At 33.9% G+C, this 23,756-nt stretch carries 23 protein-coding genes; 14 read left to right on the top strand and 9 right to left on the bottom strand.

The genetic code is table 11. The annotated features are described in order from the left end of the window. Positions 1-17: 17 nt before the first annotated feature. The 5 genes from BM383_RS05680 (at position 18) to BM383_RS05660 (ending at position 6,599) form a co-directional block, all read left to right on the top strand. Complete coding sequence (locus BM383_RS05680; protein ID WP_093023907.1) at positions 18-1,739, top strand: sodium:solute symporter family protein; 1,722 nt, start codon at positions 18-20, stop codon at positions 1,737-1,739. Continuing rightward, positions 1,736-2,722 carry a Gfo/Idh/MocA family protein gene (locus BM383_RS05675; protein ID WP_093023905.1) on the top strand — a complete coding sequence of 329 codons (987 nt, stop codon included), beginning with the start codon at positions 1,736-1,738 and terminating at the stop codon, positions 2,720-2,722. The genes BM383_RS05680 and BM383_RS05675 overlap by 4 nt, the downstream gene beginning before the upstream one ends. A gap of 118 nt (positions 2,723-2,840) precedes the next feature. After that, complete coding sequence (locus BM383_RS05670) at positions 2,841-4,130, top strand: porin (RefSeq protein WP_245766535.1); 1,290 nt, start codon at positions 2,841-2,843, stop codon at positions 4,128-4,130. Positions 4,131-4,277: 147 nt separating this feature from the next. Continuing rightward, positions 4,278-5,465, top strand: coding sequence for a pyridoxal phosphate-dependent aminotransferase (locus BM383_RS05665; protein ID WP_093023903.1), 1,188 nt, complete (start codon positions 4,278-4,280; stop codon positions 5,463-5,465). 3 nt (positions 5,466-5,468) lie between these two features. Continuing rightward, positions 5,469-6,599: an AEC family transporter gene (locus BM383_RS05660; protein WP_093023901.1), complete on the top strand. Its 1,131-nt coding sequence runs from the start codon at positions 5,469-5,471 to the stop codon at positions 6,597-6,599. A gap of 3 nt (positions 6,600-6,602) precedes the next feature. On the opposite strand, the gene treF is transcribed toward BM383_RS05660, so the two are convergent. The 4 genes from treF to rpsF form a co-directional block, all read right to left on the bottom strand. Then, entirely contained in the window at positions 6,603-8,156 is a 1,554-nt protein-coding gene (gene treF, locus BM383_RS05655) for an alpha,alpha-trehalase TreF (protein WP_093023899.1), read from the bottom strand. Positions 8,157-8,377: 221 nt separating this feature from the next. Continuing rightward, entirely contained in the window at positions 8,378-8,830 is a 453-nt protein-coding gene (rplI, locus tag BM383_RS05650) for a 50S ribosomal protein L9 (protein WP_093023897.1), read from the bottom strand. Between the two features lie 14 nt (positions 8,831-8,844). Beyond that, complete coding sequence (gene rpsR, locus BM383_RS05645) at positions 8,845-9,144, bottom strand: 30S ribosomal protein S18 (protein ID WP_177229071.1); 300 nt, start codon at positions 9,142-9,144, stop codon at positions 8,845-8,847. Positions 9,145-9,146: 2 nt separating this feature from the next. After that, positions 9,147-9,485 (bottom strand): 30S ribosomal protein S6, encoded by a 339-nt coding sequence (rpsF, locus tag BM383_RS05640; protein ID WP_093023893.1) that lies wholly within the window; start codon positions 9,483-9,485, stop codon positions 9,147-9,149. Between the two features lie 180 nt (positions 9,486-9,665). Here rpsF and BM383_RS05635 point away from each other — a divergent pair, with 180 nt between their 5' ends. Continuing rightward, a complete protein-coding gene (locus BM383_RS05635) occupies positions 9,666-10,370 on the top strand; it encodes a LytR/AlgR family response regulator transcription factor (protein WP_093023891.1) in 705 nt (234 codons plus the stop codon). 5 nt (positions 10,371-10,375) lie between these two features. On the opposite strand, the gene priA is transcribed toward BM383_RS05635, so the two are convergent. Genes priA through nadC form a run of 4 tightly spaced genes read right to left on the bottom strand, consistent with a single transcriptional unit; the run spans position 10,376 to position 15,067 of the window. Next, positions 10,376-12,829: a replication restart helicase PriA gene (gene priA, locus BM383_RS05630; protein ID WP_093023889.1), complete on the bottom strand. Its 2,454-nt coding sequence runs from the start codon at positions 12,827-12,829 to the stop codon at positions 10,376-10,378. Between the two features lie 14 nt (positions 12,830-12,843). Next, positions 12,844-13,275: a DUF2147 domain-containing protein gene (locus BM383_RS05625; RefSeq protein ID WP_093023887.1), complete on the bottom strand. Its 432-nt coding sequence runs from the start codon at positions 13,273-13,275 to the stop codon at positions 12,844-12,846. 1 nt (position 13,276) lies between these two features. After that, on the bottom strand, positions 13,277-14,209 hold the full coding sequence (locus tag BM383_RS05620) for a YihY/virulence factor BrkB family protein (protein ID WP_093023885.1): 933 nt from the start codon (positions 14,207-14,209) through the stop codon (positions 13,277-13,279). After that, complete coding sequence (gene nadC / locus BM383_RS05615; protein ID WP_093023883.1) at positions 14,210-15,067, bottom strand: carboxylating nicotinate-nucleotide diphosphorylase; 858 nt, start codon at positions 15,065-15,067, stop codon at positions 14,210-14,212. 85 nt (positions 15,068-15,152) lie between these two features. Between nadC and rlmH the strand changes: the two genes are divergently transcribed. From rlmH to BM383_RS05590, 5 genes are all read left to right on the top strand, one after another. Next, complete coding sequence (gene rlmH / locus BM383_RS05610; protein WP_093023881.1) at positions 15,153-15,626, top strand: 23S rRNA (pseudouridine(1915)-N(3))-methyltransferase RlmH; 474 nt, start codon at positions 15,153-15,155, stop codon at positions 15,624-15,626. A 2-nt stretch (positions 15,627-15,628) separates the two neighbouring features. Next, complete coding sequence (locus tag BM383_RS05605; protein ID WP_093023879.1) at positions 15,629-16,201, top strand: non-canonical purine NTP diphosphatase; 573 nt, start codon at positions 15,629-15,631, stop codon at positions 16,199-16,201. A gap of 120 nt (positions 16,202-16,321) precedes the next feature. Further along, on the top strand, positions 16,322-18,067 hold the full coding sequence (locus BM383_RS05600) for a DEAD/DEAH box helicase (protein ID WP_093023877.1): 1,746 nt from the start codon (positions 16,322-16,324) through the stop codon (positions 18,065-18,067). Positions 18,068-18,161: 94 nt separating this feature from the next. Continuing rightward, positions 18,162-18,944 (top strand): carboxypeptidase-like regulatory domain-containing protein, encoded by a 783-nt coding sequence (locus tag BM383_RS05595; RefSeq protein WP_093023869.1) that lies wholly within the window; start codon positions 18,162-18,164, stop codon positions 18,942-18,944. A gap of 98 nt (positions 18,945-19,042) precedes the next feature. Beyond that, entirely contained in the window at positions 19,043-20,650 is a 1,608-nt protein-coding gene (locus tag BM383_RS05590) for an alpha-amylase family glycosyl hydrolase (RefSeq protein WP_245766534.1), read from the top strand. Here BM383_RS05590 and BM383_RS19100 read toward each other — a convergent pair. Further along, positions 20,647-20,991 (bottom strand): SRPBCC family protein, encoded by a 345-nt coding sequence (locus tag BM383_RS19100; protein ID WP_394331586.1) that lies wholly within the window; start codon positions 20,989-20,991, stop codon positions 20,647-20,649. The two genes, BM383_RS05590 and BM383_RS19100, sit on opposite strands and share 4 nt — an antisense overlap. A 310-nt stretch (positions 20,992-21,301) precedes the next feature. Between BM383_RS19100 and BM383_RS05580 the strand changes: the two genes are divergently transcribed. The 3 genes from BM383_RS05580 (at position 21,302) to BM383_RS05570 (ending at position 23,756) form a co-directional block, all read left to right on the top strand. Next, positions 21,302-22,024: an SDR family NAD(P)-dependent oxidoreductase gene (locus BM383_RS05580; RefSeq protein WP_093023863.1), complete on the top strand. Its 723-nt coding sequence runs from the start codon at positions 21,302-21,304 to the stop codon at positions 22,022-22,024. Positions 22,025-22,089: 65 nt separating this feature from the next. Beyond that, positions 22,090-23,202, top strand: coding sequence for a tetratricopeptide repeat protein (locus BM383_RS05575; RefSeq protein ID WP_143106344.1), 1,113 nt, complete (start codon positions 22,090-22,092; stop codon positions 23,200-23,202). Between the two features lie 23 nt (positions 23,203-23,225). Continuing rightward, complete coding sequence (locus BM383_RS05570; RefSeq protein ID WP_093023859.1) at positions 23,226-23,756, top strand: RNA polymerase sigma factor; 531 nt, start codon at positions 23,226-23,228, stop codon at positions 23,754-23,756.

Below are 23,756 nucleotides of genomic sequence, written 5' to 3'. Positions count from 1 at the left end.
GTAAGCAATAGCTAGTTATGGAAATTATAGATTGGATTATACTTGCCGGCACACTCGCTTTTATTGTTATTTATGGCTATTTAAAAAGCCGTGGAAGTAAAAATGTAGATGATTATATTTTAGGAAATAAAGAAGCTAAATGGTACACCATAGGGTTGTCTGTAATGGCTACCCAAGCGAGTGCTATTACGTTTCTTTCAACACCTGGACAAGCTTTTCACGATGGTATGGGATTTGTTCAGTTTTACTTTGGACTGCCACTAGCTACCATTGTTATTTGTATGGTATTTATCCCTATTTATCATAAATTAAAAGTTTACACGGCTTACGAATTTCTTGAAAAAAGATTTGATCTTAAAACTCGTTCGCTAGCAGCGGTTTTATTTCTCATTCAACGTGGGCTTGCTGCAGGAATTACCATTTATGCGCCTTCTATTATTTTATCGGCTGTTTTAAACTGGGATTTAAAAACTTTAAATTTAATTATAGGTGTACTCGTTATAATTTATACAGTTTCCGGAGGTACAAAAGCTGTAAGTGTGACTCAAAAACAGCAAATGTTTGTCATTATGCTAGGTATGTTTACTGCATTTTTTATCATTCTCAACTATTTACCCAATGATATTGATTTTGGTAAAGCACTAAAAGTTGCCGGCGCAAACAACAAACTGAAGATACTTGATTTTTCATTCAATACCGAAAGTAGATATACCTTTTGGAGTGGAATTACAGGAGGTTTTTTCTTAATGCTAGCGTATTTCGGAACTGATCAAAGCCAGGTACAGCGCTACCTTTCGGGAAAATCTGTTCGAGAAAGTCAGCTTGGACTTATTTTCAATGGACTTCTTAAAATACCAATGCAATTTTTCATACTGCTTGTTGGAGTCATGGTTTTTGTGTTTTATCAATACAATCATTCTCCACTTAATTTTAATCCGGCTGCTTACCAAGAAGTAATGCAATCAAAATATAAAAATGATTACATAAAACTGGAAGCAGAACATAGGCTAGCAGAAGTAGAAAAGAAAATTGCACAGGATGAATTTAGTGCGGCTTTAGACATTAAAGAGTATGATGCTACGATGGCTGCAAAAAATCGAATTATTCAGTTAAATAAAGAAGAGTTACAACGCAGAGAGGAAGCAAGAGAAATAATAGAAAAAGTAGATCCTACCCTCGAAACCAACGACAAAGATTATGTATTTATTCATTTTATTCTGAATAATTTACCAACCGGGTTAGTAGGTTTACTACTGGCTATGATTTTATCTGCCGCCATGTCTTCTACTGCATCTGAATTGAACGCGCTAGGAACCATCACAACCATGGACATTTACAAGCGTAATTTAAAATCTGAAAAAACTGAAAACCATTTTTTAAGAGCCTCTCAAGGTTTCACTCTTTTATGGGGTATCATTGCCATTCTATTTGCTAGCTATGGTTCCTTGGTTGAAAACTTAATTCAATTGGTGAACATCATTGGATCTATTTTCTATGGAAATGTTCTTGGTATATTTTTAATTGCATTCTTTTTTAAATTTATTAAAGGAAATGCAACCTTCATAGCAGCATTGCTTACACAGGTGATTATCATTGCTATTTGGTATTTCGCCATACACATACATCCTGCAGGACAAGAAAAATTAGGATTTTTATGGCTTAACTTCTACGGTTGCGTTATTGTAATCCTATTAGCCACTATTTTACAATTCATTTTACCTAAAAAACAGATCGCATGAACAAAAAAACAACTGTAAACTGGGCAATTCTCGGTGCCGGAAAAATTGCAAAAAAATTCGCAACAGACCTTACCGTAGTAACCAACGCACAAAAATATGCAGTTGCTTCGCGGTCTTTTGACAAAGCTACCTCTTTCTCAAAAGAATTTGGTTTCGAAAAAAGTTACGGATCTTATGAAGAAATGGTGAAAGACCCACACGTAGATGCTGTTTACATAGCCGTTCCTCATACGCATCATGCAACTGCTACGAAACTATGTTTAGAGCACGGAAAAGCAGTGCTTTGTGAAAAACCATTTGCTATGCACGCAAATGAGGTTGAAGAAATGATTTCAATTGCACAAAGTAAAAAAGTACTTCTTATGGAAGCCATGTGGACATACTTTTTACCACATTATCAATATGTACTTAATTTTCTTAAAAATGAAACCTTTGGCTCTATTAAAAGTTTAGAAGCAGATTTTGGTTTTGTAGCAGAACTTGATCCATCCAGTAGACTTTTAAATAAATCCCTCGGAGGTGGCGGATTATTAGACATAGGCATCTACCCTATTTTTGCAGCACTTTCCATCTTAGGAATGCCTAAAAAAATTAACGCAACGGCTCAGTTTTTTGAAACCGGAGCAGACAGTGTATGCGAAATGAACTTTCAATATAACAATGATATTGTAGCAAAATTAAAAAGCACCCTACTAGAAAAAACAGCTACAGAAGCTACCATTGTTTGTGAAAACGGAACCGTTCTCTTAAACAGTAGATTTCACGAACCTAGTACGGTTACTTTAAAATCTAATGATGGTACTACGGAAACTTTAGATTTTGATTATACCACAATAGGATACAATTTTGAAGTAGCACATTTTGGCTCATTATTATTAGAAGGAGCTACGGAAAGTCCTATCATGAATTTTGAATTGAGCCGTAAATTAATACAGTTATTAGATACTGTAAGGAGCGAAATTGGCTTGCAATATGATATTTAATTTTGCAAGAATTCAGCTCAAAAAATCACTGACAATTGTCAGTAAAAAACAATTCAAAATACTAGTCTCAAACATCAATTACTACTAATTTTATGCTGTAATTATAGAAATATAACACATGAGATTACTTACTATTCTAAGTTGTTTTTTAATTCTTTCCGTTTCCTACTCGCAAAGTCCAAAGTTAAAGTTGAATTTAGACGAAACTGGTAAAACCTACATAAAAGGTTCTGTAAGAGCTATGTTTTGGGCTCGGTATATGGATATGAATCCCGGTACTACCGTAAATGGAGAACTTACCGATAATGGAGTAGATTTTTCCATACGCAGAATTAGAATTAATCTTAAAGCTCAATTAACTCCTAAGCTCTTCGTATATGGTTTATTTGGTGGTAACAATGTAAATATAGCTACTGAAAAAGAATGGCGATTTGGTGTATTAGATTTAAATGCTGAATATACATTTGCCCCTGAGTTTGCAATAGGTATTGGAAAAAATGCTTGGGAAGGTTTAAGCAGAAACTTGGTTAGAAATTCAGGAACATTAATGGCTGTAGATGCGCCTTTGTATTCGCTACTTAGTGTAAATAAAAATGATGATGTAGGTAGAGGTTTTGGTATTTGGGCAAAAGGACAAATCGGTAAATTTGACTACGTCCTATCTTTAAAAAAACCTGTAAAATATGGTGTAGTAGCACAAGAAGGTATTACAGATTATGCCTTGAATAATCCCAGAATGCGCTCATCTGCTTATGTGAAATACGAAGTTTTAGAAAATGAAAGTAATCAAACCGCGTATAGTGGAGGCAACAGCACATATCTAGGTAAAAAAAGACTTCTAAATATTGGAATTGGAGCTTTGTACGAACCAAAAATGATGTCCCGACTTGAAAACGGCGAAGAACAACTGTATGATTTTAAGAACTGGGCAGCAGAAATATTTTATGACACGCCTTTAAACATAGAAAAAGCCACAGCACTTACCTTCTATCTAGGATATTATGACACCAATTTTGGAAAAGATTATGTACGCAATGTGGGAGCAAACGACTATACTGACGGTGGTACGTCCTTCAATGGTTCTGGGAATGATTACCCAATGAATGGGACCGGAAACACGTGGTTTTTACAATTTGGTTATCTTCTAGGAAAAAACATGCTTGGATCTACTTCATACAGAGGACAGCTTCAACCAAATATCGCCATTCAGCATTCAAATTTTGATGCTCTTGCAGATCCTGTTACCGTATATGACGCTGGTATCAATTGGTATTTTAATGGTCATTCCAGTAAGCTATCTTTAGGATATCAATCACGTCCCATTTTTGAAGAACAATCAAGTGGTATCATTTCAAAAAAAAGCAGAAAAGGACAAGTTGTGCTTCAATATCAAGTAATCATCAATTAAGAGAATTTGTACTAAATTCAAAATTTGATAAAAGATCAAAACCATAAATTCATTATCGCTAGGATAATTCTTCATTTTTACCAAAAGAACATTGTAAATTTTATGATTCTAACTTAATTTTAACAATAACGTTAAATAAAGTTAATCATGAATGCATTAAATAGAAGAAACTGGATTAAAAGAAGCGCTTTGGCTGTAGGAGCTATTACTATGACACCAACCGATATTTGGGCATCGAAGGTTGAAGCTGCTCAATTACAAAAAAGAAAGTTTCTTTTTGATAACGATGCTTTATTTAATGAGTTCACGCCACCAAAATTCCCAGATCTTTCTACTGTAAAAGCAAGACTTGTTTGGAATGAAAATCCTTATGGACCTTCAAACAAGGCGCAAGAAGCCTTTGCAAAAGCTGTTGTTGAAGGAAATCACTATTCATGGGGAAGTTTGAATAAATTAGTAACTAAAATTTGTAAAAATGAAAATGTAAAACCATCACAAATCATGATGGGACCAGGATCTTCAGACCTTTTAGAGAAGGTTGCTATGGTCTATTTTCAAAATGGTGGAAATATCATCAGTGCAGATCCAAGTTATATGTCTTTAGTCGCAGTAGCTGAAGCTTCTGGAGGTACATGGAAACCTATCAAACTTACAGATGATTATCAGCATGATTTAGATGCTATGGAAGCAGCTATAGATGCTGATACCAAACTTGTTTACATCACAAACCCAAATAACCCAACAGCTACACTTACCAATCCAAAAAAACTGGAAAACTTTTGTAAGCGTGTTTCCAAAAAAGTACCCATTTTCATTGATGAAGCTTATATAGAACTTTCTGAAGCTGGCATGAAAAACAGTATGGTTCATTTGGTTGAAAAAGGACATGATGTTATGGTAGCCAGAACTTTTTCCAAGATTCATGGAATGGCTGGTTTACGTGTTGGTTATATGGCAGCAAGTGAAAATATTATTAACAAAATTGGAGAAATTACGCGTGGCGGAATGGGAATCACAGGACCATCTATTGCCGCAGCAAATGCAAGTCTTGATGACGCCGAATATTTAGACATGTGTAAAACAGAACTTACAAAAGCCAGAATAGATACCATGGCGTATTTAAAATCTAAAGGAATAGATTACATGCCATCGCAAACCAATTTTGTGATTTTTCCAATAGATATGGAAGGAGACGTATTTTTAGAAAAAGTTTACGCTAAAAAAATAGTAGTAAGAGCCTTTAATTTCTGGGATCAGAACTGGTGTCGCGTAAGTATGGGAAAACCAAAAGAAATGCAATATTTCTTTGAAGCTATGGATGAAATCCTAGCTTAATTCATGGATATTTCACTTCAAAAAACATTAGTCTTTTTAGCCTTCATTCTTATAGGATATGTACTGAAGGCTAAATTTTCTTCAAAGGAAGAATTAACAGGTATTAAAACCATCATTTTAAACCTGGCGTTACCTGCTACTATTTTTCTGGCATTGATAGATATTCAAATTAAAACAGAGCTTTTATTACTTCCTGTAGTAGCTTTGGCTTTCAATGCTTTTTTATTTTTCATCTTTCCCTGGGTACTTCCATTACTAGGAATTCAAAAAGGAACTCCAAAGTACAGAACCGCTAAACTTCTTATTCCGTCATTAGCTCCTGGGCTTTCGTGTTTTGCATTTATCTCTGAATTTTTAGGTGATCAATATCTTGCAAAAGCAGCCATGACCGATTTAGGGAATAAAATATTTGTATTGTTTATTTTGTACTCTGTAGCCATGAACTGGCATGTAAAACTTACCAAATCAAATCATGAGGAAGCATCAGGCTCTAAATTAAAATCGTTAGCTATCAGAATGATTTCAGAACCTGTAAACATTTTTATTTTTGTAGCGCTTCTTTTAGTGAGTTTCAATATTCATTCTGCATCTTTCCCATTCGTTTTGCAGAGTATTTTAGAGAAACTGAAATACATTATGACACCTTTGGTTCTTTTATATATTGGTCTTGCTGTAAATGTTCAAAAAAAGCAATTTGCACAAATAACCGCATTACTACTGTTAAGAGCAGGAGTAACATTGGTTGTTTTAAGTCTTGTATTTTATGTAATTCCTCTAAAAGTTCCTCAGGATATATTGGTTCTTACAGCGTTTTGCCTGAGCTCTTGTAGTTTTTGGCCGTTTGCTCATATTGCTTCAGTATCTAAAAAAGAATTAGAGAATGATCAAACTGAAACAACATTTCTTCCAACCTACGGAATTAATATTTTAGCACTTTCGTTACCCATATCAACCTTATTGATTTTAGGAATTCTAGCCGCTGGAAATACATTTGCCAACCCAAATTACCTTTTGATATTAGGAATATTTTTAACCGTTTGCGGTTTGATTCCGGTTGGGGTATATCAGTTACAAAAAAGAAAAGGATTCACTAAGGAATCCTTTCAATTATCGTTAAAGAAAAATACGAAATAAATATTACTTAATCGAGTCTAAAGTGGCTTTAAAACTTAATGCAACTCCGTTGGTCCAACCAAAACCATCCTGAGTTTCATACTCACCTCCGCCCGAAAGCAAATCCATATCTTCTACATTATATTTCTCCATCATTTTACCCGTATTCTTATAAACACGTTCGTTTAAATCTAACCAGCGTGTTATAATTTCCTTTGCTTCATCTCTGTAACCGTAGTGCAATAAACCATGAACTGCCATGTATTGTAACGGCGCCCATCCGTTTGGAGCATCCCACTGTTGTTCTGTATTTCGTAAAGTTGTTACCAATCCACCTGGTTTCAAAAACTGTGTCATCAATGTATTCTTCACAGCCTCAGCTTGTTCTTTTGTAGCTATTTTGAAGTATAATGGATATAAACCAGCCAGCGTGATTTCATTGGTCGGTTTTTGTGTTTTCAGATTGAAATCTGAGAAGAAAGACCTCTCTTCATTCCAAAATTCTTTCTGAATAAATGCTTTTCTTTTATTCGCCTTTTCTTGATATAATACCTTACTTACGGAATCATTTTTCATCGCGAAGCCTTCTGCTAGTTGAGTCTCCATAAAATACAACAAACAGTTTAAATCTACCGAAGCCAACTGCGTTGTAAAAGTAGAGCTAAAATCATCTTCCTTCTCAAACCAACGACTACTAAAGTCCCACCCTGAAGCTGCAGCTGATCTAAGATTTCGGTACAATTCCTTTTGCGCTTCTGAAGATTGAATATTTTCAGCCAAATGCACATCTTCTCTGTATGATTCTTCTCTAGGTGTATTTGAATACGACCAATATCTATTTAAAAAAGTATCGTCATCTGTTTTCACTACTGCATTAACGGGTTCAAATGCTTTCTCCAAATTTGAGAATCCTTTCATCCAATATTCATATTCCTTCAATACAAATGGAAAATAATTCATGAATGTGGCTGCATCATGTTTTGCAACTGAATGTACCATCATGGCATAAAATGGAGGTTGTGACCTAGATAAATAATAATTTCTGTTTCCGTTTGGGATAAATCCTAGGGTATCTATTAAAAAAGAAAAATTATCAACCATATCTTTAGCCAAAACTTCCTTACCATCCACTAGCAACCCCTGCAAGGTGAAGTAGCTATCCCAATAGTAAATCTCTCTAAAGCGTCCACCAGGAACAACATACGGTTCCGGCAAAGGAATTAATGAACTATACGGATGGTATTTATCTGCATTTCTTGTTAAAACAGGCCACATACTACTGATGTGCTCGTACATAGTTTTTGTAGTATCTGTAATAAAATGAGATTGTTGTGCAGTAACAGGTAGAAAATAATCCTGTACAAAATGTTCTAAATTGAAATGTGGTTTATCCTTTTCCAATTCATACTTCTCTAATATTTCAGTTTTAGAAATTTTTGGAGTCATGTCTACAAATGTTTTGGAATCTTTGAAAATGGATTCCATTTGTACACGTTTAAAAAATTCTGATTCATAGAAATCTACTACAGCATCTTTCTTTGCTTCCTGTTTACAGGAGAAACTGAATGAAGTAATCATAAAGAGGATCGTTAATTTTAAAATTACTGGCTTCATTATTAATAAAACGGTTTAAAATATTTGTTTGTTAAAAAAATGATTCCATAAATATAAAATTAATATTCAGAAATCAATTTTTTAAAGATTTAATATTTTATAAAGAATTCTATTAACATAGTAGCAAATAAAAAAGCCTTTCGGAAAATCCGAAAGGCTTTTGAAAATATTGTAAACTATCTTAATTAGTTAGCTTCTGCAACTACTTCAAATGGAAAGTCTAAAATAACTTCTCTGTGCAAACGCACAGCAGCATTGTATTTTCCAGTTCTTTTGATAGTACCACCTGCAACATTGATGAATTTCTTATCAATACTGTGACCTTCTTTAGCAAAGATCTCAGCTAAATCTGCGTTAGAAACAGATCCGAATAATTTATCTCCACCTCCTGTTTTTGCAGGGATTTTAACTTCTAATGCTTTAAGAGCTTCTGCAGTTTCTTTTGCTTCTGCAACTTCTTTCTGCTCTTTAAATGCTCTTTGTTTTAAGTTCTCGGCTAATACTTTTTTCGCTGATGGTGTAGCTAAAACAGCAAACCCTTGAGGAATTAAGTAATTACGCCCATAACCATTCTTAACAGTTACAAGATCATCTTTAAATCCTAAATTCTGTACGTCTTTCTTTAATATAACTTCCATTGTTTGCTCTTTTATTATTTCAACATATCACCAACGTATGGCATTAATGCTAAGTGACGTGATCTTTTAATAGCCGTAGCCACTTTTCTTTGATACTTTAAAGAAGTACCTGTTAAACGACGTGGTAAAATTTTACCTTGTTCGTTTACAAACTTCAATAAGAAATCAGGATCCTTATAATCGATATATTTGATACCTGACTTTTTGAAACGACAATACTTTTTAGTTTTAGTAGTTTCTATGTTTAACGGAGTTAAATATCTGATTTCTCCGTCTTTTTTCCCTTTTGCTTGTTGTTCTATAGATGACATAATTCTTAAGCTTTAGCGTTTAATTTAGTTCTTCTTTTCTCTGCCCAAGCGATAGCGTGCTTATCTAACTTCACAGTTAAATAACGCATAATGCGCTCATCTCTTCTAAATTCTAATTCAAAACCATCAATAGCTTCACCAGCTACTTTGAATTCGAATAAGTGATAAAAACCACTTTTCTTGTTTTGAATAGGATACGCTAATTTTTTAAGACCCCAGTCTTCTTTAGATACAAACTCTGCACCTTTCTCGGTTAAGAAATCCTCAAACTTCTTAACTGTTTCCTTTACCTGAGTCTCAGATAAAACGGGATTTAAAATGAAAACAGTTTCGTAATGGTTCATAATAAAAAAATTAATTTGTTTTTTGAGGACGCAAAATTACTATTTTAATACTAATTAGCAAATATTTTTCTATTATCAGTAAAAATAAATTTTCAACCGCATTAATACATTGATATTGTTGATTTTTTTTAGTAAAATTGCTTTATGAACTCCAACTCTAACCTGAACTAATTCATATTTATGAAGCTTAATTGTATTATAGTTGACGATTCCGCGATTCAAAGAATAGCCATATCTAAATTGGTTTCGGGACACCAAGCACTAAATTTGGTGGCAGAGTGTTCTAATGGTATGGATGCGAAAAATGCATTTAAAAACAATGCTATTGACCTTGTATTCTTGGATATTGAGATGCCCGTAATTACCGGGTTTGACTTAATGGAGTCCTTAAAAGAGAAACCACAGATTATTCTTATAACCGGTAAAGCTGAATATGCTGTAAAAGCATTTGAGTATGATGTTACCGATTATCTTCAAAAACCTGTTAAGCCTGAAAGATTTGAGTTGGCTGTTAAAAAAGCCATTACACAACACGAGCTTATCAATAATAAAGGTTTTACAGAAGACGATGAACACATCTTTGTAAAAAGTAACCTTAAAAAGCGTAAAGTTTACTTAGCTACCATTAAATGGGTGGAAGCATTAGGTGACTACATTAAAGTAGTAACCGATGAAAGTAATATTATTGTATTGTCTACAATGAAGGCTTTTGAAGGCGAATTACCAGCTGATAAGTTCTTAAGAATACATAAATCATACATTGTAAACCTAGAACGTGTTGATAAATTCAATAGTAAATTTGTAGAAGTAGTTGGAGAATCGCTACCATTAAGTAGAAATAAAAAAGCTACACTTACGGAGGCTCTTGAAAATATTCAAGAGTAATTCTCTTAATAGTTATCTACGTTTATGACAACACGAACTCCTTTATAATTGGGAATTGCATCAAAACTAGAACAAATCTTTTCGATTTGTTCTTTTGTTTTTTGAAGAGATTGTTTTGGCGGAATTTTCAATAACACATTTTTTAGGTATTGATTTCTAATTCTGGAAACCGGCGGAAATTCCGGTCCTAAAACTTGTGCACCAAAACTATTACGTAATGATTTGGCAAACCAATCAGCTCCTTCGTTTACTCTTGTATAATCTCTGTGCTTCAATGTAAACTTTATCAACTTGTAAAATGGAGGATATTTATATTGATAGCGCTCATTCAATTGTTCTTTTGCCATTCCATCATAGTCGTTTACCGTTACTTGTTGTAAAATTTGATGATATGGATTGTAGGTTTGAATGAGTACTTTTCCTCTTTTTTGTGTTCTCCCTGCTCTTCCGGCAACTTGCAACAATAGCTGAAAACTTCTTTCATGCGCTCTAAAATCAGGAAAGTTGATCAAATTATCAGCATTCATCACCCCTACCAAGGTTACATTTCTAAAATCGAGTCCTTTACTGAGCATTTGTGTACCCACCAAAATATCTATTTCTTGTTGTTCAAAAGCTGTAATTATTTTTTCATAAGCATGCTTACCGCGTGTAGAATCTAAATCCATTCGCCCCACTTTCAAATCAGGAAAAAGTTCCTGAAGCTCCTTTTCTATTTGTTCCGTTCCAAAACCTTTTGTGTCTAACTCTGTACTTCCACAAGCCAAACATTGTTTTTGCATGGCAATATGATAACTACAATAGTGACAACGCAACTGATTTTTGTATTGATGATAGGTTAAGCTTACATCACAATTAGGACATTGCGGTGAATGTCCACAAGTATTACATTCCAAAATGGGTGCAAATCCTCTCCTATTCTGAAACAAAATAATTTGTTCGCCTTCTTCCAAAGCAGCTTCCATTTCTTTCAGTAAGCGTTCAGAAAAATGTCCTTTCATTCTTTTTTTACGGTGTGCTTCTTTGATATCTACCAATTCCATTGCTGGCATCAATACATTTCCATGTCTTCTTGTAAGCGAAACTAATCCATATTTCTGTTGTTGAGCATTGTAATAGCTTTCTAAACTTGGTGTAGCCGAACCCAATAATACTTTTGCATTGTGCATAGCAGCTAAAACTACAGCTGTATCTCTTGCTTGATAACGCGGCGCAGGATCGTATTGTTTAAAAGTGCCTTCATGCTCTTCATCAACCACAATTAATCCTAAATTAGAAAATGGAAGAAAAATTGCCGAACGCGCTCCAATAACTATTTGAGCTTTTGATTTGTTTTCCAAAACATTATTCCAAACCTCTACTCTTTCGTGAACTGAGTATTTAGAATGATATACACTTACTTGTTCACCAAAATATTGTTGCAATCGGGTAATTAACTGTGCTGTTAGTGCAATTTCAGGTAATAAATACAGGATTTGTTTACCAGCTTGCAAGGCTTCTTCAATAAGCTTTACATAGATTTCTGTTTTTCCGGAAGAAGTAACTCCATGTAATAATGTAACCTGATGTTGTTCAAAAGAACTTTTAACTTCTTCTAACGCTTTTTCTTGAAACTCATTCAACTCTTTTGAAATCATTTCTTCATTTCCTTCAAACTGAATTCTATCTTGTTGTAGATAAAATTCGTCCAGAATTTCTTTATCTATAAGCGATTTTACAACAGAAGTAGATACGTTACTTTTTTTGGCTAGCTCCACAACCGAAACAGGTTTTCGGGTGGTTGCACTCAAACTGAATAAGGTTAAAATAACTTCTTTCTGCTTTTTGGCTCTTGAAAGTTGATCTAACAAATTTTGCAAAGCTTCCTCTGAAGCATATTGCTCATGTAAACGAACAAATCGAATTAATTTTGGTTTGTATTGCTCGTAAATCTGCTCTTGAACAGTAACTATATTTTTGGCAAGCAATCGTTTTATAATGGGAAGAATCGTTTTTTTATCAACGATTGCATTGATTTCCTGAATTCTTAAAATGGGTTGATGCAGCAAGGCTTCGTACACTAGAAAATCATCATCTTTTAATTCTAGATCGTCAACTACAGTTTCTTTATTCAGTTGAATAATGGTTTCGCTCTCTAACAAAAAAGCACTTGGAACGGCAGCTCTATACACTTCGCCAACAGCACACATATAATATTGTGCAATCCATTCCCATAATTTTAATTGAATGGAATTTACAATTGGCATTTCATCTAAAATCTGATGAATTTCTTTTGCCTCGTAATGTATTGGTGGCGTTTGATGAATTGCATGAACAATTCCGGCATAGATTTTTGACTTTCCGAAAGGAACTGCAATGCGCATTCCCGGAACTAGAAAATTACTTTCTTCCTCATTTATTGAATATGTAAAATATCGCTTTACCGGAATAGGCAAAATAACATCTACAAAGAATGCCATGTATAAATTTCTGGTTAGTTAACGCGGTGCCAAGTTTGAGTTCTGTAGAAAAACGCTAGATAGCCTCGCACATGCAAAAGTTCTGAATTATCTTCATCTAACCAAATTTTGCATCGATAGAATTTTCCTGAATCTGGATTTAATATTTGTCCGTCTTTATAAGTACTGCCTTCTTTCTGCATATCTTCAATAACCACCATTCCTTCTACTTTTTTGTCTTTTCGGTAATCATCGCACTCTTTACAAACGGCATCTTTCTTTTTAGGATCTAGCAACTCTAAAACTTTTCCGAAGATTTTCCCGTCCTTTTCATAAATCTGAACAATAGATCTGGCTTTTCCATTTTCATCATCAATCATTTTCCATTTTCCGACTACCTCTTGCGAAAAAGCAGAAAATTGAATAACTACCAAAAGACATACCAGAACTATTTTTTGTATCAACATATCAAAATTTATTTTTCAGACTTGTTAAAGAAGCATTCAGTTCAAAACCTAATAATAAAATATTGGAATTCAACCAGATGTACAACATAAAGATTAACAACGCACCAATGGAACCATACAATTCGTTATACTGACTAAAATTTTCAATATAAATACCGAAAAGGTAGGTGGTTACAATAATTAAAATGGTGGTTAACAATGCTCCCGACGAAAAAAAACGTGATTCTTTCCCGTCAACAGTACCAAAATAATATAAAATTGAAGTTGATAAATAGATTAAGCCTACAAATAACAAAACTTTCACAAATGAAAATCCCGAATCTTCTCTGGCAATTTGCCCGTACGTGGTAAAACTACGACGCATAAATTCGTCAAAATCTACCTCAAAGTATAGATAAAGCACGGTAAACACCAAAAATAGAATGGCTAACATAAGCGCTACCGCAACCGAAACTGCGTATTGCCGAAAATAATTCCTTTTGATTTTTTTATGATATGAATTTTCAAATCCTCCAAAAATGGAATTGATTCCGTTCGCCATTAAAAAAATAGACAAAAGAAAAACCGATGATAACAATCCTCCTCGTTTACGATTGGCAATATCTTCTAAAACCGGATCAAACCAAGACGCCGTTTTGGGTGGCAACAGCGACTCTACAAATGCCAAAAAATTATGCTGGAAATCCTCTATAGGCACGTATGGAATCAAGTTCATCAAAAACAGTAAAAACGGAAATATTGCGATAAAAAAACTATACGAAATTGCAGCAGCTCTATACGTTAAAGCACCTTTTACAATTCCGTATGTGTACATTTCCAATACATCGTAGAGCGACAAACCTTCTAAAGCTTTCAGTTTTACACCTTTCAAAAGCTTTACAAGATTTTTTACAACGGGTATTTTTTGCAATCTCGCTTCTACTTCTGCAGACATTTACATTGCTTTTAAGCTTAAATCCATATTATAAACAGAATGCGTAAGTGCACCCGAAGAAATATAATCTACACCGCACTCGGCATACTTTCTAATAGTTTCTTCATTTATGTTTCCAGAAGATTCTGTTTGACACTGATCGCCAATCATAGCCACGGCAGTTTTGGTATCTTCAAAAGAAAAATTGTCGAGTAAAATACGGTGAACGCCGCCGCTTTGTAAAATTTCTTCTACCTCTGCTAAATCACGTGCCTCTACTATAATTTTTAAATCCTTATGAATTTCGGACAAATATTGTTGTGTTTTTTCAATGGCTTTGGTGATTCCGCCAGCAAAATCAATATGATTATCTTTTAGCATGATCATATCGTACAAAGCAAAACGGTGATTTTCACCTCCACCTATCTTTACAGCCCATTTTTCCAATGCTCTTATTCCTGGTGTTGTCTTTCGTGTATCTAAAATTTTGGTATGAGTTCCTGCTAATAAATCCTGAAAATATCTAGTTTTAGTAGCAATGGCGCTCATGCGCTGCATAGAATTCAACAAAAAACGTTCTGCCTTCAGTATCGATTGTGACGAACCGGTTACGTAAAAAACTACATCTCCTTCCTTCACCTGTTGACCATCATGAATAAAGGTTTCAGTTTCTAATAATGGATCTACATAATTCAAAATCATTTTAGCAAATTGAACACCAGCTATTACCCCATTGTCTTTTACTAATAATTTTGCTTTTCCCTGCGCTTCTTTTGGAATACACGCTAAAGAACTATGATCGCCTTCGCCTACATCTTCTCTAATAGCATTGGCTATAATAATGGATAACTCATCTTGTAATTGAGCTTCTGAAATCATGATCTAAAATTTGTAGCTAAAGTATGAAAATTCCTTGGTAACCAATCTATGTTTGGTTTTATAAAGCTTGCCGTATATTTGCAGCATGAAGATAAAGGTGATAGCGGTTGGAAAAACCGATAGCAAACAACTCTCTGAACTTATTCATATTTACGAAAAACGTCTTGGTTTTTATGTGAATTTTGAATTGGATATCATTCCAGATATAAAAAATTCTAAAAATCTTTCGGAAGCACAACAAAAAGAAAAGGAAGGAGAATTAATTCTTAAAAAACTTCAACCAACAGATGTTTTGGTCTTGCTAGACGAAGGTGGAAAGAGTTTTTCCTCCATTAAATTTTCTGAATACATCCAGAAAAAAATGAATGCAGGAACCAAACAACTAGTTCTAGTCATTGGCGGGCCTTATGGTTTTTCTGAAACAATTTATCAAAAATCACAAGGAAAAATATCGTTATCTGCTATGACATTCTCTCACCAAATGGTACGTCTATTTTTGGTGGAGCAATTGTACCGAGCTTTTACCATTTTAAGAAACGAACCTTACCACCATCAATAATTATGAAGATTGTATTTGCAACAGGAAACCTCAACAAATTAAAAGAAATCAAGCAAATTCTAGGAGACGCCTATGAAGTGCTAGGATTAGCCGATATAGGCTGTCATGAAGAAATTCCTGAAACTGCTGAAACCATTGAAGGCAATGCTATTTTAAAAGCTCAATATGTTAAAGAACATTATGGTTACGATTGTTTCGCAGACGATACCGGGCTAGAAGTTGCCGCTTTGAATGGCGCTCCGGGAGTCTATTCTGCACGTTATGCAGGCGAAAACAAAAATGCTGAAGCCAATATGGAAAAATTATTAACGGAATTAGCTCATAAAAATAATCGCCAAGCACAGTTTAAAACCGTAATAGCATTGGTTCAAGGAGAAGCATTACACACCTTTGAAGGGATTGCCAAAGGCGCTATTACCAAAGAAAAACAAGGTGAGCAAGGTTTTGGCTATGATCCTGTTTTTCAACCAGAAGGCTATAGAAAAACATTTGCAGAACTTTCATCAGTAGAAAAAAACAGTATCAGCCACAGAGGTTTAGCTATGAAAAAACTGGTGGCCTTTCTTCAAAAATAAGTTAACTCAATTTCAAGAGAAATACGATTATTTCACAGCTGCATACAAAAATATATTTAATTATAAATTATTCATTACCAATAATTAAACCTACCTTTGCAGCCAATTTTAAATACCTATATGAACACATTTGAACAATTAGGACTGAACGAACAGCTATTGAATGCCATCAAAGACATGGGCTTTGAAACACCTTCAGAAGTACAAGACAAAGCTATTCCGGTCCTACTAGCAAAAGATACCGATATGGTAGCGCTAGCACAAACAGGAACAGGAAAAACGGCTGCTTTCGGCTTTCCTTTAATTCAAAAAATTGACGCAAACAGCAGAGAAACACAAGGGTTAATCCTGTCCCCAACACGTGAACTTTGTTTACAAATCACTCAAGAATTAAAAAATTATTCTAAGTATGTAAAAGGCCTTAGAGTAGTTGCAATTTATGGTGGAGCTAGCATCACAGAGCAAGCGAAAGAAGTAAGAAGAGGAGCTCACATTGTTGTAGCAACGCCTGGAAGAATGCAAGATATGATTCGTAGAAACATGGTGGATATTACCAATATTCATACTTGTGTTTTAGACGAAGCAGATGAAATGCTAAACATGGGATTCTATGAAGACATTACTTCTATCCTATCGCATACGCCAAGAGAGAAAAATACGTGGTTATTCTCTGCAACTATGCCAAGAGAAGTAGCTAGTATTGCTAGCGAATTCATGTCTAACCCATATGAAATTACAGTGGGTACAAAGAATGCATCTTCTAAAAATGTTCAACACGAATATTATATGGTTTCTGGTAGAGATCGTTATTTGGCGTTGAAAAGATTGGCCGATGCAAATCCTGATATTTTCTCAGTAATTTTTTGTAGAACGAAAAGAGACACACAAAGTGTTGCAGAAAAACTAGTAGAAGACGGTTACAACGCAGCTGCATTACATGGCGATTTGAGTCAGAACCAACGTGATTTGGTGATGAAATCTTTTAGAAATCGTCAAATTCAAATGCTTGTTGCAACAGACGTTGCCGCTCGTGGAATTGATGTAGATGATGTCACACACGTAATCAACTACCAACTACCAGATGAGATAGAAACCTATACACACCGTAGTGGTAGAACTGGTAGAGCTGGAAAATCGGGAGTTTCTATGGTTATTATTACCAGAAGTGAATTCCGTAAGATTGGTGCTATTGAGCGCATCATCAAAACAAAATTTGATGCAAAGCAAATACCAAATTCTGAAGAAATCTGTGAGATTCAATTATTCCACTTAGCAAGTAAAATTAAAGAAACTGAGATTAATCACGAAGTTGATAATTTTATTCCTGCAATCAACGATGTCCTTAAAGGAATCGACAGAGAAGAATTGATTAAAAAGATGATTTCTGTAGAGTTTAGCCGTTTTGCTAATTACTACAAAAACGCAAAAGACCTGAATGCACCTTCTGTAAATGACAGAAAGAACAGAAGTAACGATGCCGGTAGTATTCCTTCTGGTGGTGATGTTCGTTATTTCATCAATGTTGGTGAAAAAGATGGTTACGATTGGAAATCATTGAAAGACTTCTTAAAAGAACAATTAGATCTTGGAAGAGATGATGTTTTCAAAGTAGATGTAAAAGAAAGTTTTTCTTTCTTCAATACAGAAGCTGCTCATACAGAAGCTATTTTAAGCATGTTTAGCGAGTTTAAAATGGATGGTAGATTTATCAACGTTGAAATTTCTAAAAACAGTGGTGGTCGTCGCAATGGTGGCGGAGGCGGAAGAAGAAACGACAATAGAGGAAAATCTAAAGGTGGTTTCGGAAACAAAAGATCTAAAGGTTCTTTTGATAAAGGAAAAAGCAAGAGACGAAGCAATAGATAATTCTATTTCTTGTTAAAGAATATTTAAAAAAATGTGCCGAATGGCACATTTTTTTTTTATGTTTAGTACATTTATCGCCCATACAGCCTTTTGAATGAAATATACTTTATACATACTCCTATTTTTTGTACTTCATACTGCATTTGGACAGGATGCAACTACAAAAACTCCAAATGACACCATAGTTACCGGAAAAGTTGTAAATGCCCAAGACGGTAAAATTATGGACAATGTGCATGTGCTTAATCTAAATAAAGTAAAAGGTACTCTAACAAATACCGAAGGAGAATTCACGATGAATGCAGCTGTTAATGATACACTTTACTTCTCGTATTTAGGTTTCAAATCTATCAAGGTTAGAGTAACTAATGATATGATCAACTTCCCTGGTACAAAAATAGAGCTTACAGAACTTGCTTTTGCTCTTGAAGATGTGGTTATCAATCAATACAATCTTACAGGTTATTTAGATATTGATGCTAAAAACGCTCCTGTTAATGATAATTTACGCTATTCCATTGCTGGTTTGGATATTGGTTATGAAGCCGGAAGTAGCGGTAGAAGCGCTGTGACAAGAGTCATCAATTCCATTTTTAACCCTGCTGACTTTCTGTACAACATGTTTGGAAACAAGGGAAAACAAATGAGAAAGTTACGTCAAATGAAAGAGGATGATGCCATTAGAAACATGTTGGCAACAAAATTTGACAGAGAAACGTTAACTGCACTTTTACAAATCGATGAATCTGAGCTTGAAGAAATTTTAACCTATTGTAATTATTCAAAAGGATTTATTGAAACCGCTAATGACCTTCAAATTTTGGATGCAATTAGTGGTTGTTATGAAGACTATAAAGTATTGAATAGAAATAAATAAGTTTTTCTAAGCTAAAAGCTACTTTATCTATTCTCGCTATCTACAAAAGTAGTCTCTATTACCTAAATTTTTCATTAACAATTTCTTGAATAATGATTATGGATACTACTGAAAATTCAAATAAAGATCATTTAAAATTCATTTGGGAAGGTGCCAATGTGTACTTTCTAATTACAGATCGTTTTTGTAATGGTAATAGCGAAAATGACATCAATTTCGATAGAAATAAAAGCTGTGGTAAACTGAGAAATTTCATGGGAGGTGATCTTCAAGGAATTACTCAAAAAATAAAAGAAGGCTATTTTACAAACCTAGGGATTAATGCTATTTGGTTTACCCCTATTGTAGAGCAAATACATGATTGTGTAGATGAAGGCTCGGGAAATTCTTACGGATTTCACGGATATTGGGCTAAAGACTGGACCAATATAGATCCTAATTTTGGGACAAAAGAAGATTTACACGAACTTGTAAAAACAGCTCACGAACACGGAATTCGACTTTTGATGGACGTAGTAATCAATCATACCGGTCCGGTTACTGAAAAAGATCCAGTATGGCCAGACGATTGGGTAAGAACTGGTCCTGTTTGTAGTTATGACTCTTATGATACCACTACTGATTGTGTTTTGGTTAAAAATCTTCCAGACATCAAAACTGAAAACAATAATGATGTTGAATTACCAAACTTTCTTATTGAAAAATGGAAGCGTGAAGATAGATTAGATTACGAACTTCAAGAACTTGATGATTTCTTTACAAGAACAGGATATCCAAGAGCTCCAAAATATTACATCATTAAATGGCTCACCAATTATATCAAAGAATTTGGGATTGATGGTTTTCGAGTAGATACCGTAAAACACGTGGAAGAGGATGTTTGGAGTATTCTTCGAAAAGAAGCTGACTTTGCTTTTGATCAATGGAAAAACAATAACCCTGATCAGATTTTAGACGACAATAAATTTTTCATGGTAGGCGAAGTGTATGGATACAACATACATAACGGAAAACAATATGACTTTGGTGATCAAAAAGTCAACTACTTTGATCATGGTTTTAATGCACTCATAAATTTTCAATTTAAATACGATGCTGAACAAGACTATGAAAGCATTTTCAGGAGAAATAGTGAAGAACTCGCTACCCAATTAAAAGGATATACCGTTCTTAACTATACATCATCACATGATGATGAAACCCCTTTTGATAAAGAAAGAAAAAGACCTTTCAATGCCGCAACCAAATTATTGTTATCTCCGGGAATATCTCAAATTTATTACGGTGATGAGTCTGCACGTCCATTAATAATTAGTGATGCACAAGGCGATGCCAATTTAAGATCATTTATGAACTGGGATTGCATTGAAAATGATTCATACACCAAAAACCTACTTGGACATTATCAAAAATTAGGAAAATTTAGAGCACAACATCCTACCGTTGGCGCTGGTGTTCACGAAATAATAAATGAAAGTCCTTATATTTTTAAAAGAACTTTTTCTTCTGAAAAATACGATGACAAAGTTGTTATTGGTCTAGACGTTCCTGAAGGTCCTAAAAAACTTCCGGTTGGAGATTCCTTTATAAATGGAACACTTTTAAACGATACCTATAGCAATACAACCGTAGAGGTAAAAGACGGTTTTGTACAAATGAACACTCCATTCTCGGTTGTTTTACTAGAACCTATAGATGCGCTTTAATCGTTTACAGATTCTAGAATTCTCTTCAAATTTTTCAAACCTTCATTAAAATCTTTCCCTACAGCTTTATCCATATCCATAAACAACATAAAGATACTGGCAGGAAATTTATTATGACCAGAAAATCCCCAAGTTACTTGAGTTGCTTCATTGAGTTCCTCTAATCTAATATATGCATCTGAAGTAGATTTCCAAGGCTTTAAAAATCGTAATTGACTTTGAATAAGTTCACCATCAACAAAATTTATCAATTCTTGCTCTCCTGCTCCAACATCTTTATTACCTTCCCAAGCACTTATAAAACCAATTTCTCCATCGGTGCCAACATAAGTTTTTTTCATGTTTACATCCTTTTTGTTCCAAGGTGACCATTGATCTTGATTTTTTAAATACTTAAGAAACAGAAAAACTTCACTTTTTGGTCTTTGAATTACAATGCTTCTACATACGTGATAATTTTTAGGAGCAATAAAAGCTAAAAAAACAATAATTGTAACCAAAATTATTGATACATAAAAAATGGTTGTCATTTGAAAGGGGTTTAAGGGGTATATTCGGTATTTCTGTATAATTTCTTATATTACCAAATTTGTATGCCAATATAGAAATATTTTCAATATTTAAAATTAAAAATTATCAAACCAAAATTTTATGAAGCATGCCATTGTCGTAGGTGGAACATCTGGAATAGGCCATGGAATTACAGATAAACTTCTAGAAAATAACTACAAAGTAATTGTAACAGGTACACGCGCTTGTGTAGAATCTCAAATCTATGACTTTAAGAAAAGTGATGCCGTAGAAGTGGAATGTTTAAATTGTATTGAAGACGATATCTCTAAAAAACTCGAAACATTTGTAAATAATAAATTAAACGGCTCTTTAGATCTTTTGGTGTATAGCGCAGGTATAGGTAATCTTAACAAAAACCTAGGGCATCAGGTTGAAAATCGAGCAAATAAAGTCAATGTTCTAGGGTTCACAGAAGCAGCAGACTGGAGTTATCGTTTTTTTGAAAAACAAGCGTACGGACACTTTGTAGGAATTACATCCTTATCAGCTGTTTTTGGTAGCAGAGTGGCTCCGGCTTATCATGCAGCAAAAGCCTATCAAGCATCCTATTTGGAAGGACTACGACAAAAAGCTCATAAATCTAAAAAGCCGATTTATATTACAGACGTAAGACCGGGATTTGTAGATACGCCGCTTACCAAAGGAAAAAAGATGTTTTGGGTTGCATCACAAGAAAAAGCAGGGAGGCAAATATATTCCATGATCAAAAACAAAAGAAAAGTAGGCTACGTATCTAGAAGATGGAGTATCATAGCCTTTATAATTAAAGCATTACCCTCATTTATACGGAATAGAATGTAATTATTGTATAAAAAATGTTTTTTATGTATCTTCAAAATTCCTGATCATAAATATTAGGTATGCATATGAAACATCTTCTACTTATCATTTTAATTTTTTCCTATTGTAGCAGTTACGGCCAAGAAGAGCCTATACAAACTGAAGAAATAGATACACTTACGCATTTCTTTAATTTTATAGACGAAATCTCAACAGCCATTGATAAGAACGATCGGGAGTTTATCTTTAAGCATACAGATTCTACAACTATCGAAAAAATCTTAACTAAAGTTCCAGATACGCTTTATAAAGATATTTACAAGAAGGAAATAGAAAAAGGATATGCTGCATTAACTACGAATATGCATAATGCTATCAATGCAGGAGAGTATTATAATTTTATTAATTATACTAGGGATGACGACAATACCTTCTATGCTTTGTTCCGATACTTTTCTAATGATTCTGGTTTAAATTATCATCAATATATAGCTACCTATAAGGATGATAAATTTATTCTTAAAGATATTTATATACTACTCACAGGACAAGATTTCAGTGATATGCTCGCCAATTCATTCAATAATTCTTTTAATTCGGAAAGCAAGACAGATGCAGACCTTTATAAGAAATTTTTAGTACTGAAAAATTTAGGATTGAACGAAAAAGCATTCAAAGTAGCTGAAAAGATAACCGATACAACCATTATAGATAGAACTTTTTTGATTTTAAAATCGCAAAGTGCATCTGAGTATAGTGATCAAGCTTATACAGAAAGTATGCTTGAGATTTTAGAAAAGTATCCTCAAGACCCATGTATTACATTACTTTCTATTGATTATTTCTACTTAAAAAAAGATTTCAACAATCTATTTAGAGCCATTGATGATCTTGAAATTTATACAGACGATGATTTTCTAAAATACTTTAAAGCCAATTACGCCTTTGAAATTGATGAATTTTATCTTGCCAAAGAAAATTATGAATACATAATTAAAGAATATCCCTCGTTTGTAGAAGCAGATGTTATGCTCCTTCACACTTATCATGAACTAGATGAACCAGAAAATGCCATTACTCTACTCTCTAATATGGTGAATGACGGCTACTCAAAAAAAGATCTAATCGATTTAGTAAAAAACGATATGAATGATTTTTATAAAACCAAGACTTTTAAAAACTGGAAGAAGGGGCATTAGTTTTATTTTACTATTTTAGTTACATGACTCAAGAGCAACTAATAATCCTCATCAAGAAAAAAGATCCGAAATCGTTTGATTATTTGTATGACATGTATGCAGACAATCTTTTTGGCATCATTCATAACGTGGTAAAAGACAAAGAAGAATCGGAAGATGTTTTGCAAGAAGTATTCGTGAAAATTTGGAACAATCTAGATAGTTACGACACTTCCAAAGGACGATTTTTCACCTGGATCCTGAACATTGCACGAAATACAGCTATTGATAAATATAGGTCCAAATCCTATAACAATAGTAGAAAAAACCTATCTACTGATAATTTCGTACATATCATCACAGGTTCTTATAACATGAATGCGAAAACAGATGCTATTGGAATTAAAAACTTCATCAACAAGCTAAAACCAACGTGTATCAAAATTATAGATCTTTTGTTCTTCAAAGGATTTACACAAAAGGAAACCGCTGAAGAATTAGAAATTCCGTTAGGAACTGTAAAAACAAGAAACAGAGCTTGTATCAATGAATTAAGAAACATGCTAGACAGTTAA

Origin of the sequence: Pustulibacterium marinum, from assembly GCF_900116665.1 — a bacterium.
GTDB lineage: Bacteria > Bacteroidota > Bacteroidia > Flavobacteriales > Flavobacteriaceae > Pustulibacterium > Pustulibacterium marinum.
The sequence above is the reverse complement of the archived record's forward strand: the minus strand, read 5'-3'. Positions and strand labels throughout refer to the sequence as shown.

Excerpts from the sequence above, each read along its gene's own strand:
- BM383_RS05680 (WP_093023907.1), top strand. The coding sequence starts at position 18 with ATGGAAATTATAGATTGGATTATACTTGCCGGCACACTCGCTTTTATT.
- BM383_RS05675 (WP_093023905.1), top strand. The coding sequence starts at position 1,736 with ATGAACAAAAAAACAACTGTAAACTGGGCAATTCTCGGTGCCGGAAAA.
- BM383_RS05670 (WP_245766535.1), top strand. The coding sequence starts at position 2,841 with ATGAGATTACTTACTATTCTAAGTTGTTTTTTAATTCTTTCCGTTTCC.
- BM383_RS05665 (WP_093023903.1), top strand. The coding sequence starts at position 4,278 with ATGAATGCATTAAATAGAAGAAACTGGATTAAAAGAAGCGCTTTGGCT.
- BM383_RS05660 (WP_093023901.1), top strand. The coding sequence starts at position 5,469 with ATGGATATTTCACTTCAAAAAACATTAGTCTTTTTAGCCTTCATTCTT.
- treF (WP_093023899.1), bottom strand. The coding sequence starts at position 8,156 with ATGATTACTTCATTCAGTTTCTCCTGTAAACAGGAAGCAAAGAAAGAT.
- rplI (WP_093023897.1), bottom strand. The coding sequence starts at position 8,830 with ATGGAAGTTATATTAAAGAAAGACGTACAGAATTTAGGATTTAAAGAT.
- rpsF (WP_093023893.1), bottom strand. The coding sequence starts at position 9,485 with ATGAACCATTACGAAACTGTTTTCATTTTAAATCCCGTTTTATCTGAG.
- BM383_RS05635 (WP_093023891.1), top strand. The coding sequence starts at position 9,666 with ATGAAGCTTAATTGTATTATAGTTGACGATTCCGCGATTCAAAGAATA.
- priA (WP_093023889.1), bottom strand. The coding sequence starts at position 12,829 with ATGGCATTCTTTGTAGATGTTATTTTGCCTATTCCGGTAAAGCGATAT.
- BM383_RS05625 (WP_093023887.1), bottom strand. The coding sequence starts at position 13,275 with ATGTTGATACAAAAAATAGTTCTGGTATGTCTTTTGGTAGTTATTCAA.
- BM383_RS05620 (WP_093023885.1), bottom strand. The coding sequence starts at position 14,209 with ATGTCTGCAGAAGTAGAAGCGAGATTGCAAAAAATACCCGTTGTAAAA.
- nadC (WP_093023883.1), bottom strand. The coding sequence starts at position 15,067 with ATGATTTCAGAAGCTCAATTACAAGATGAGTTATCCATTATTATAGCC.
- rlmH (WP_093023881.1), top strand. The coding sequence starts at position 15,153 with ATGAAGATAAAGGTGATAGCGGTTGGAAAAACCGATAGCAAACAACTC.
- BM383_RS05605 (WP_093023879.1), top strand. The coding sequence starts at position 15,629 with ATGAAGATTGTATTTGCAACAGGAAACCTCAACAAATTAAAAGAAATC.
- BM383_RS05600 (WP_093023877.1), top strand. The coding sequence starts at position 16,322 with ATGAACACATTTGAACAATTAGGACTGAACGAACAGCTATTGAATGCC.
- BM383_RS05595 (WP_093023869.1), top strand. The coding sequence starts at position 18,162 with ATGAAATATACTTTATACATACTCCTATTTTTTGTACTTCATACTGCA.
- BM383_RS05590 (WP_245766534.1), top strand. The coding sequence starts at position 19,043 with ATGGATACTACTGAAAATTCAAATAAAGATCATTTAAAATTCATTTGG.
- BM383_RS19100 (WP_394331586.1), bottom strand. The coding sequence starts at position 20,991 with ATGAAAAAAACTTATGTTGGCACCGATGGAGAAATTGGTTTTATAAGT.
- BM383_RS05580 (WP_093023863.1), top strand. The coding sequence starts at position 21,302 with ATGAAGCATGCCATTGTCGTAGGTGGAACATCTGGAATAGGCCATGGA.
- BM383_RS05575 (WP_143106344.1), top strand. The coding sequence starts at position 22,090 with ATGAAACATCTTCTACTTATCATTTTAATTTTTTCCTATTGTAGCAGT.
- BM383_RS05570 (WP_093023859.1), top strand. The coding sequence starts at position 23,226 with ATGACTCAAGAGCAACTAATAATCCTCATCAAGAAAAAAGATCCGAAA.